A 9,270-nucleotide genomic window follows, 5' to 3' on the forward strand; every position below is an offset into this window, starting at 1 on the left:
TGGTTCAGCTCCTGTGTTGGTCCTGTGCGGGTACCGACTGGATGGTGTGGCCCGAAGGGCCTCGCCCGGGCGCCGGAGGTCCGGGGCGGGCGTCGAGCGCGGTCAGCGCGTCCCTCAGCCCCCCGTGTACATCCTCGTACACCTCGACGTGTCCGTCGGTGCCGAGGTGGTCGGCGTCCCCCAGCCGGTCGAGGGCCGCGTCGACGTCGGCGTTGCCGGTGGGTGTGCGCGGCACGCCGAGCGGGGCCGGGGCGGCCGGGTCGTACGCGGCCCCGCCCTCCGGCTCGAGCTCGGGCACGACGGGCTCCGGGGCCCCCTCCTGCGGGGCCTCGGCGTCCGGACTTGAGTCGCTCATGCCCCGACGCTACCGCGAAGCCCCTGGGTACCGCGGATGAAGCCCTGGGGTACCGTCGATCGCGATGGCCACGATTGAGGAGTGCCGCAGCGCACTCGACAAGCTCTCGGAGAACCTGGCGGGCGCCAATGGCGACGTCCGCAGCGCCGCCACGCTCGACCGCTCGCTGAGCTGCCACATCACCGACCTGGACGTCACCTTCGCCGGCCGCCTGACGGACGGCCGGATCCACGTGCTGGACACGCTCCAGGGGCCGCCGCGGGAGAGGGCCGAGATCCGCCTCACGATGACCGGCGACGACCTGGTCTCCATGGTCAACGGCGAGCTCCACTTCGCGAAGGCCTGGGGCTCCGGCCGGGTCAGGCTGGAAGCGGGCCTGCTCGACCTCCTGCGCCTCAGAAAGCTCCTGTGATCAGAACGCTGTGATGAGAACGCTGTGATCAGAACGCGTCCGTCACCCGAACGCGTCCGTCATCGTGATGCTTCGGTCGTCAGGAGGACGCCTCTGCCGCAGCCACCCGGGTACGGGCCTTACGCGCCGCCGGCACCACCAGCGGTGTCCCCGTCTCCGGGTCCTCGATGACCTGGCAGCGCAGCCCGAAGACGTCCTCGACCAGCCCGGCCGTGACGATGTCGGCGGGCGCCCCCTCGGCGATCACCTGACCGCCGCGCAGAGCGATGAGGTGCGTGGCGTACCGGGCGGCGTGATTGAGGTCGTGCAGCACCGCCACCAGCGTCCGCCCCTGCTCCTCGTGGAGTTCCGCGCACAGGTCGAGCACGTCGATCTGGTGCTGGATGTCCAGATAGGTCGTCGGCTCGTCGAGGAGCAGCAGCGGGGTCTGCTGGGCGAGCGCCATGGCGATCCAGACGCGCTGCCGCTGGCCGCCGGAGAGCTCGTCGACGTAGCGGTCCGCGAGCTCGGCGACACCGGTCGACTCCATCGACTCCCGTACGACCCGCTCGTCCTCGGTCGACCACTGCCGCAGCAGCCCCTGGTGCGGGTACCGCCCGCGCCCCACCAGGTCCCCGACCGTGATCCCGTCGGGCGCGATGGACGACTGCGGCAGCAGCCCCAGCGTCCGGGCGACCTTCTTCGCGGGCATCGACTGGATGACGTGCCCGTCCAGCAGCACCCGCCCCTGGGACGGCTTCAGCATCCGGGAAAGGGCGCGCAGCAGCGTCGACTTGCCGCAGGCGTTGGGGCCGACGATCACGGTGAACGAGTTGTCGGGGATCTCCACCGACAGCTGCTCGGCGATGACGCGCTGGTCATAGGCGAGGGTGACGTTCTCGGCGGACAGGCGGTTCACAGTGCTCCTCGTGCTCTTGTCGTTGTTCTCGTTCGCGGGCGTGCCGTTCACCGACGTGCCACTCACGGACGTGCCGTTCGCCGACGTGCCGCTCATATCCGCCCGGCCTTCCGCTCGGTGACCAGCAACCACAGAAGATAGACACCGCCGAGGACCCCGGTCACCACGCCCACGGGGAGCTGGTCGGCGCCGAAGGCCCGTTGCGCGGCCCAGTCCGCGGTGATCAGCAGGGTCGCGCCCATGCACATGGACGCCGCGAGGTTCGGTCCTGGAGAGCGGGTCAGCCGCCGGGCGAGCCGCGGTGCGGTCAGTGCGACGAAGCCGACAGGCCCCGCGGCCGCGGTCGCCCCGGCGGTGAGCAGCACGGCCGCCAGCATCAGCAGCATCCGCACGCGCTCGACACGCACCCCGAGGGCGTACGACACGTCGTCGCCCATCTCCGTCATCCGAAGCCCGCGCGCGTTCGCCAGCACCAGCGGTACCAGGACGGCGCACATCCAGAGCAGCGGCCAGACCTGGGACCAGTCACGGCCGGCCAGGGAGCCGGTCATCCACACGACCGCGCGGGCCGCGTCGACGAGGTCGGCCTTGGTGATCAGATAGCCGTTGACGGCGGTGACGATCGCAGACACGCCGATGCCGACCAGGACGAACCGGTACCCGTGCACACCCCGCTTCCAGGCCAGCAGATAGATCGCGAGCCCCGTCACGAGGCCGCCGACGAGCGCCCCGGCCGTGACCTGCCCCGCGGAACCCGAGAACAGCACGATCACGACGAGCGCGCCCGCGGTCGAGCCCTGCGCAAGGCCCAGCACATCCGGGCTGCCCAGCGGATTGCGGGAGATCGACTGGAACAGCGCACCGCCGAGGCCGAGCGAGGCACCGACCAGCAGCCCGACGAGGACGCGCGGCAGCCGCAGCTCGTTGACGATGAACTCCTGGCCGGCGTCGCCGTTGCCCATCAGTGTCCTGAGAACGTCTACGGCCGGGATCGGGAAGTCGCCGGTGCCGATCAGGACGACGCTCGCGGTGAACGCGGCCAGCAGCAGCGCGACGACGACGGCGAACGCGCGCATGTCCACGCGCACCGAGAGCCCGCCCGGTGTGCGGACGACGCGGTCGCGCAGAGCGGCCCTGCGGGTGCGCGGCCCGGTTCCGTCGGACGTGCGTATGGCGGGTGTGTCCATGACCTTCACAGCTGAGTCGTCCTCCGCCGCCGTACGAGAAGGATGAAGACCGGGCCGCCGAGCACCGCGGTGACGATGCCGACCTGAAGCTCCGCCGGCCGCGCCACCAGCCGCCCGACGACGTCGGCGCCGAGCAGCAGCACGGGCGACAGGATCGTCGCGTACGGCAGGATCCAGCGCAGGTCGGGCCCGGTGAAGGACCGTACGAGGTGCGGGACCATCAGCCCGACGAACACGATCGGCCCGCAGGCGGCGGTCGCGGCCCCGCACAGCACGGTGGCGGCCGCCATCGAGAGCGCGCGGGTACGGCCCAGGTTGGCGCCGAGCGCGCGGGCGGTGTCGTCGCCCATGGCCACCGCGTTCAGCGGCCGGGCCAGGAACAGCGCGAGGACCAGGCCGACCCCGAAGAACGGCAGGACCTGGGTGATGGTCGAGTCGGTCGCCGAGGCCAGCGAACCGACCGTCCAGAAGCGCATCTTGCCGAGCGCCGCCCCGTCCGTGATCATCACGGCCTGGAGGTAGCCGTAGAGCGCGGCCGTGATCGCCGTACCGGCCAGCGCCAGCCGCACGGGCGTCGCCCCACGGCTGCCGCCGAGGAACCAGACCAGCGCCCCGACCACGGCCGCCCCGAGGAACGCGAACCACACATAGCCGCTCAGCGAAGTGACACCGAGAAACGTGATGGCGGTGACGACGGCGGCGGACGCGCCCGCGTTGATGCCGAGCAGCCCGGGGTCGGCCAGGGGATTGCGGGTCAGCGCCTGGAGCAGGGCACCCGACAGGCCGAGCGCGGCCCCGGCGAGCAGCCCGAGGACGGTGCGGGACAGCCGCTCACCGACCACGACGTCGCCGTACGTCCCGGTGTCGTCGAACAGGCCGTGCCAGACCTGCTCCAACGAGAGCTCTTTCGCGCCGATGGCGATGCTGGCCAGGGCGACAAGGGCCAGGATTCCCAGGGAGGCGAGGAGTCCCACGGTCCGCATCGCCCGACGTTCGGGGGGCGCAGCGGTGGTCACCGCGCGCTGCTCAGGAGGACTGTCGACGAACACCAGGTTAGGTTAGCCTACCCTCGCTCCGGTCTCGATCTCGCCCAGGTCTCGATCCCGCCCTGCTTGCCCTCACAGCCCGAGCCGCGCCAGCGCCTTCCCCCCGTCCAGCCCGCACGAGCCCGCCCCGGCCGCCGTCCAGGCCGCCGCACACAACGCGCGCAGCCCGTCGAGCACCTCGCCGTCGCCCTCCAGCTCCAGCCGGTCGCTCCCGGCCGTCGCCGTCCAGCCACCGCAGCGGAAACCCTCGCCCGCCTCGACGACCTCGGGCTGCCCGGTGAGCAGCCCGCGCAGATCCGCGTCGACGTACGTGGGCCGGTGCTGCGGCGGCGCGGCCAGCAACTGCGCGCCGTCGGTGACCCCGGTCAGTACGAGCAGCGAGTCCACCTCGCCGTTGAAGGCTCCCTCGATGTCCGTGTCCAGCCGGTCCCCGACCACGAGCGGCCGCTCGGCGCCCGTGCGCAGGATCGTCTCCCGGTGCATCGGAGTCAGCGGCTTGCCGGCCACCTGCGGCTCGGCGCCCGTGGCGATCCGTACGACCTCCACCGCCGCCCCGTTCCCGGGGACGATGCCGCGCGCACTCGGAATGGTGAGATCCGTGTTGGAGGCAAACCACGGCACCCCGCGCCCGATGGCGTAGCAGGCCTCGGCGAACCGCCCCCACGGCAGCTCGGGCCCGCCATAACCCTGCACCACCGCCACCGGATCGTCGTCGGCGGACTCCACCGGCTCCAGCCCCCGCTCCCGCAGCGCCACCCGCAGCCCGTCCCCGCCGATCACCAGCACGCGGGCCCCGGCGGGTACCTGCTCGCTGATGAGCCGGGCCACTGCCTGCGCCGAGGTGATGACGTCACCGGCCTCGGTCGCTATGCCCAGCGCCGTGAGGTGCTCGGCCACCGTGTCGGGCGTCCGCAGCGCGTTGTTCGTGACGTACGCGAGGTGCATCCCGCCCCCACGTGCCGTGCCGAGCGACTCGACGGCGTGCGCGATCGCACTCCCGCCCGCGTACACCACGCCGTCCAGATCGAGCAGCGCCGTGTCGTACGCCTGGCTCAGGGGCTGCCCACTCCCCGCAGGCCGCGTCCTGACGGTCTGGCTCATTGCACATCGCTCCTCGGTCGATCACGTTCCGATCTCTCGGTCCGATCATCGCGCATGCCACTGACACACATACGATGCCTCAATGAACTATGCAGGTCCCGCGGAGGAGACCCCGGCGCGCAGTGGCCTCGAACTGTCCCCGTTCCGGGGCCTTCGCTACGCCCCCGACCGGGTCCGCAGCCTGTCCGCGGTGACGTCCCCGCCGTACGACGTGGTCGTACGCCCGGACGGACTGCTCCACCTCGAGTCCGCCGACCCGCACAACATCGTCCGCCTGATACTCCCGCAGGCTCCCACCCCCACGGCCCGCAACGACCAGGCGGCGGCCACCCTGTACCGCTGGCTCTCCGACGGAGTCCTGGTCGCGGACGACGAACCCGGCCTGTACGTCTACGAGCAGCGTGACGGCGGCGGCATGCTGCAGCGCGGCGTCATAGGCGCCCTCCGCCTGTCGGAGCCACCGGACGGCGTGGTCCTCCCTCACGAGGACGTCATGCCCCACGTGGTCGACGACCGTGCGGCTCTGATGCGCGCCACCCGCGCCAACCTCGAACCGCTGCTGCTGACGTACCGCGGCAACGGCTCGGCAACCGGCACAAGAGCCGTCATCGAGCGCACCGCCGAGCGCCCGCCGCTCCTCGCCACGACCACGGAGGACGGCTTCAGCCACCGCCTGTGGGCCATCACGGACCCGGCCGACCTCACCGAGATCCGATCGGACCTCGCCCACCACCAGGCCCTCATCGCCGACGGCCACCACCGCTGGGCGACATACCTGCGTCTACGCGCGGAGCACCCCTCCCCCAGCCCGTGGGACCACGGCTTGGTCCTCCTCGTCGACACGGCGCGCTACCCGCTCCGGGTCCGCGCGATCCACCGCCTCCTGCACCGGCTCCCCCTGCCGGAGGCGCTCTCGGCCGTGGCGGACCACTTCCGCGTACGCCGCCTCGACGTCCCGCTCTCCGAGGCCCTGGCGGCCCTGGCCGACGCGACCTGCACGGGCAACGCCTTCCTCCTCGCCGGCGACGGCAACTTCCACCTCCTCGACCACCCGGACCCGGCCCTCCTGGACCGCACGGTCCCCGCCGACCGCCCGGAGGCCTGGCGCACCCTGGACGCGACGGTGCTGCACGCCACCCTCCTGGACCACGTGTGGCACATCCCGGAGGACTCCCCCGCGCACATCGCGTACATACATGACGCGGCGGCCACGGTCGCCAAGGCGGAGCGGGACGGCGGCACCGCGGTCCTGATGCACCCCGTCCGCGAGGATGTCGTCCGCGACCTCGCCCGCCAGGGTGTCACCATGCCCCGCAAGTCGACGTCCTTCGGCCCGAAGCCGGCATCGGGCCTGGTCCTGAGAGCACTGGAGATCTGACACACGAAAATGGCGGGACCCGTACGTCACGGGCCCCGCCACAAGTCGTCAGACATCACCTGTCGCGGATGTCAGCTGTCACGGACGTCGCTGTCGCGGTCCTCGGAACTGTCCTCGGCAGAAGCGGCGGAAGCACCCTGCCCGTCACCAAGACCGTCCTTCTGCTCCTCACGACCGCTCTTAAGGTCACCGTCGCCCTCGCTCTCGTTCTCGTCGAGGGCGTCGACGAACTCGACACCGTCCATCTCCGCAAGCCGGTCGGAGGCATCCGTACTGCCGTCCTTGTCGGCCTCGACTGCCTTGGCGAACCACTCACGCGCCTCGCCCTCACGTCCGGCCGCGAGCAACGCGTCGGCGTACGCGTACCGCAGCCGTGCGGTCCACGGCTGAACGGAGTTGGAGGCCAACTCGGGGCTCTGCAGGGTCACAATGGCCGCGTCCAGCTGCCCCATGTCCCGCCGGGCGCCGGCCGCCACGAGCCGCATCTCGACCTGCCCGGCCTTGTCCAGCTTGTGCACCTCGGGCGCTCCGGCCATGTCCAGCGCCTTCTCGGGCCGCCCGAGACCACGCTCACAGTCGGCCATGACGGGCCACAGGTCGATGTTCCCGGTCATGCGCCGCGCGGCCCGGAACTCCGCGAGAGCCTCGCTGTACTTCTGGTTCGCGTACGCGGCGAAGCCGGCCGCTTCCCGCACGGCGGCGACGCGCGAGGCGAGCCGCAACGCCACCCTGGAGTAGCCGTAGGCACCCTCGGGGTCCTCGTCGATGAGCTTGGCGACCATCACCAGGTTCTTGGCGACGTCGTCGGCAAGCGTCTTGGGCAGGCTCTGCAACTCCTGCCGTACGTCCTTGTCGATCTCCTCCCCGGTGACGTCCTCGGGGATCGGCAGCCGCTTGATCGGCTCGCGGTCCCGCTCCCTCTCCCGGTCCTCACGGAAGCGCCCGCCTCCACGCCGGTCGTCGCCACGCCCACGGAAACCACCGGGCCGACCACCACGGTCGTCACTGCGGGGCCCGCGACCACGATCGTCACGGCCACGGAACCCACCGCGCTCACCACGACTGTCGTCACGCCGGAACCCACCGCGCTCACCAAGGCTGTTGTCGCGCCGGGACCCACCGCGCTCGCCATGGTCACCGCGCTCGTCACGGCGGAAACCGGGACGCGCCCCTCGGTCGCCCTCTCGACGGTCGTCGCGCCGCCCTCCGTAGCCACCACGCTGGTCATCACGCCGGAAGCCACCCCGGTCACCGCGGTCGTCGCCACGCCGATCATCTCGACGGTCATCCCTGCGATCGTCGCGCCGATCGTCACCCCGGTCGTCGCGCCCTCGGAACCCACCCCGGCTGTCATCCCGGCGGAAGCCACCACGCTCGTCACGCCGGAACCCACGGTCCCGGTCCCGGTCGCGGTCGTCGCGCCGGAACCCGCCCCGATCACCACGGTCACCGTCACGCCTGTCGTCACGTCGGTCGTCCCGACGGTCGTCACGTCGGCCTCCGTAGCCACCACGGCTGTCGTCACGCCGGTCATCCCGACGGTCGTCACGCCGACCTGCGTAGCCACCGCGACTGTCGTCCCGCCGGAAGCCACCGCGCTCGCCACGGTCACCGCGCTCGTCACGGCGGAAACCGGGACGCGCCCCTCGGTCGCCCTCTCGACGGTCGTCGCGCCGCCCTCCGTAGCCACCACGCTGGTCATCACGCCGGAAGCCACCCCGGTCACCGCGGTCGTCGCCACGCCGATCATCTCGACGGTCATCCCTGCGATCGTCGCGCCGATCGTCACCCCGGTCGTCGCGCCCTCGGAACCCACCCCGGCTGTCATCCCGGCGGAAGCCACCACGCTCGTCACGCCGGAACCCACGGTCCCGGTCCCGGTCGCGGTCGTCGCGCCGGAACCCGCCCCGATCACCACGGTCACCGTCACGCCTGTCGTCACGTCGGTCGTCCCGACGGTCGTCACGTCGGCCTCCGTAGCCACCACGGCTGTCGTCACGCCGGTCATCCCGACGGTCGTCACGCCGACCTGCGTAGCCACCGCGACTGTCGTCCCGCCGGAAGCCACCGCGCTCGCCACGGTCACCGCGCTCGTCACGGCGGAAACCGGGACGCGCCCCTCGGTCGCCCTCTCGACGGTCGTCGCGCCGCCCTCCGTAGCCACCACGCTGGTCATCACGCCGGAAGCCACCCCGGTCACCGCGGTCGTCGCCACGCCGATCATCACGCCGGTCGTCGCGCCGGAACCCGCCCCGATCACCGCGGTCACCATCACGGCGGTCATCACGCCGGTCGTCGCGCCGCCCATAGCCGCCACGGTCATAACCACCGCGGTCGTTGTCGCGACGGGGACCACCTCGGTACCCGCCACGGTCGCCGCGGTCACCACTGTCCCGGCGGCGCTGATCGCGCTCCGGTCGCTCGTCGGGAGAGTTGGTGGACATCGGGGACTCCTGTCTTCGGTACCGCAGTCATTCTCGCGCAGCCGAGTACCCGGTGCGCTCCGGAAAAACAAAAGGACCCCTGGCCCCAGCTGAACGCTGGGACCAGGGGTCCTCCAAAGATTGTTCGGCGGCGTCCTACTCTCCCACAGGGTCCCCCCTGCAGTACCATCGGCGCTGTAAGGCTTAGCTTCCGGGTTCGGAATGTAACCGGGCGTTTCCCTCACGCTATGACCACCGAAACCCTATTGGTTTCGAGCGAACAAGCACACTCTTCAATTGACTGTTCTACTCAAAGCCGACAACTGTTCGTTGTCTCAGAACTAACACAGTGGACGCGAGCAACTGAGGACAAGCCCTCGGCCTATTAGTACCAGTCACCTCCACCCGTTACCGGGCTTCCAGACCTGGCCTATCAACCCAGTCGTCTACTGGGAGCCTTACCCTCTCAT

At 71.2% G+C, this 9,270-nt stretch carries 8 protein-coding genes, 2 rRNA genes and 1 pseudogene; 2 read left to right on the top strand and 9 right to left on the bottom strand.

All coding sequences use genetic code 11. The features are described 5' to 3' along the window. Positions 1-4: 4 nt before the first annotated feature. Positions 5-355, bottom strand: coding sequence for a hypothetical protein (locus FPZ41_RS06765; protein ID WP_152860073.1), 351 nt, complete (start codon positions 353-355; stop codon positions 5-7). 64 nt (positions 356-419) lie between these two features. Between FPZ41_RS06765 and FPZ41_RS06770 the strand changes: the two genes are divergently transcribed. Beyond that, the gene (locus FPZ41_RS06770) at positions 420-767 is read left to right on the top strand and encodes a sterol-binding protein (RefSeq protein ID WP_152860075.1); all 348 of its coding nucleotides are present in this window, start codon (positions 420-422) and stop codon (positions 765-767) included. 79 nt (positions 768-846) lie between these two features. On the opposite strand, the gene FPZ41_RS06775 is transcribed toward FPZ41_RS06770, so the two are convergent. The 4 genes from FPZ41_RS06775 to FPZ41_RS06790 all read right to left on the bottom strand — a co-directional run bounded on the left by FPZ41_RS06775 (position 847) and on the right by FPZ41_RS06790 (position 4,999). Then, on the bottom strand, positions 847-1,761 hold the full coding sequence (locus FPZ41_RS06775) for an ABC transporter ATP-binding protein (RefSeq protein WP_152860078.1): 915 nt from the start codon (positions 1,759-1,761) through the stop codon (positions 847-849). Next, positions 1,758-2,741 carry a FecCD family ABC transporter permease gene (locus FPZ41_RS06780; protein WP_152860118.1) on the bottom strand — a complete coding sequence of 328 codons (984 nt, stop codon included), beginning with the start codon at positions 2,739-2,741 and terminating at the stop codon, positions 1,758-1,760. Before FPZ41_RS06780 ends, FPZ41_RS06775 begins: the two co-directional genes overlap by 4 nt. Positions 2,742-2,857: 116 nt before the next feature. Further along, positions 2,858-3,901, bottom strand: a complete 1,044-nt coding sequence (locus FPZ41_RS06785; RefSeq protein ID WP_322619905.1) for a FecCD family ABC transporter permease — start codon at positions 3,899-3,901, stop codon at positions 2,858-2,860. Between the two features lie 69 nt (positions 3,902-3,970). Further along, positions 3,971-4,999: an HAD hydrolase-like protein gene (locus tag FPZ41_RS06790; RefSeq protein ID WP_152860082.1), complete on the bottom strand. Its 1,029-nt coding sequence runs from the start codon at positions 4,997-4,999 to the stop codon at positions 3,971-3,973. A gap of 82 nt (positions 5,000-5,081) precedes the next feature. Between FPZ41_RS06790 and FPZ41_RS06795 the strand changes: the two genes are divergently transcribed. Continuing rightward, the gene (locus tag FPZ41_RS06795; protein WP_152860084.1) at positions 5,082-6,377 is read left to right on the top strand and encodes a DUF1015 domain-containing protein; all 1,296 of its coding nucleotides are present in this window, start codon (positions 5,082-5,084) and stop codon (positions 6,375-6,377) included. Between the two features lie 71 nt (positions 6,378-6,448). Here the strand turns inward: FPZ41_RS06795 and FPZ41_RS06800 are convergent, their stop codons facing one another. From FPZ41_RS06800 to FPZ41_RS46925, 4 genes and pseudogenes are all read right to left on the bottom strand, one after another. Next, positions 6,449-7,267, bottom strand: a complete 819-nt coding sequence (locus tag FPZ41_RS06800; protein ID WP_194236013.1) for a tetratricopeptide repeat protein — start codon at positions 7,265-7,267, stop codon at positions 6,449-6,451. A gap of 570 nt (positions 7,268-7,837) precedes the next feature. Further along, a pseudogene (locus FPZ41_RS46920) lies at positions 7,838-8,821 on the bottom strand (hypothetical protein); the annotation flags it as partial. Positions 8,822-8,943: 122 nt separating this feature from the next. After that, positions 8,944-9,060: ribosomal RNA gene (rrf, locus tag FPZ41_RS06810) — 5S ribosomal RNA — on the bottom strand. A gap of 105 nt (positions 9,061-9,165) precedes the next feature. After that, positions 9,166-9,270, bottom strand: a 23S ribosomal RNA gene (locus FPZ41_RS46925); the annotation flags it as partial.

Origin of the sequence: Streptomyces acidicola (assembly GCF_009377235.1) — a bacterium.
GTDB lineage: Bacteria > Actinomycetota > Actinomycetes > Streptomycetales > Streptomycetaceae > Streptomyces > Streptomyces acidicola.

What these genes read in the sequence shown, in the direction of transcription:
- FPZ41_RS06765 (WP_152860073.1), bottom strand. Translation starts at nt 355, where the DNA reads ATGAGCGACTCAAGTCCGGACGCCGAGGCCCCGCAGGAGGGGGCCCCG.
- FPZ41_RS06770 (WP_152860075.1), top strand. Translation starts at nt 420, where the DNA reads ATGGCCACGATTGAGGAGTGCCGCAGCGCACTCGACAAGCTCTCGGAG.
- FPZ41_RS06775 (WP_152860078.1), bottom strand. Translation starts at nt 1,761, where the DNA reads ATGAGCGGCACGTCGGCGAACGGCACGTCCGTGAGTGGCACGTCGGTG.
- FPZ41_RS06780 (WP_152860118.1), bottom strand. Translation starts at nt 2,741, where the DNA reads ATGCGCGCGTTCGCCGTCGTCGTCGCGCTGCTGCTGGCCGCGTTCACC.
- FPZ41_RS06790 (WP_152860082.1), bottom strand. Translation starts at nt 4,999, where the DNA reads ATGAGCCAGACCGTCAGGACGCGGCCTGCGGGGAGTGGGCAGCCCCTG.
- FPZ41_RS06795 (WP_152860084.1), top strand. Translation starts at nt 5,082, where the DNA reads ATGAACTATGCAGGTCCCGCGGAGGAGACCCCGGCGCGCAGTGGCCTC.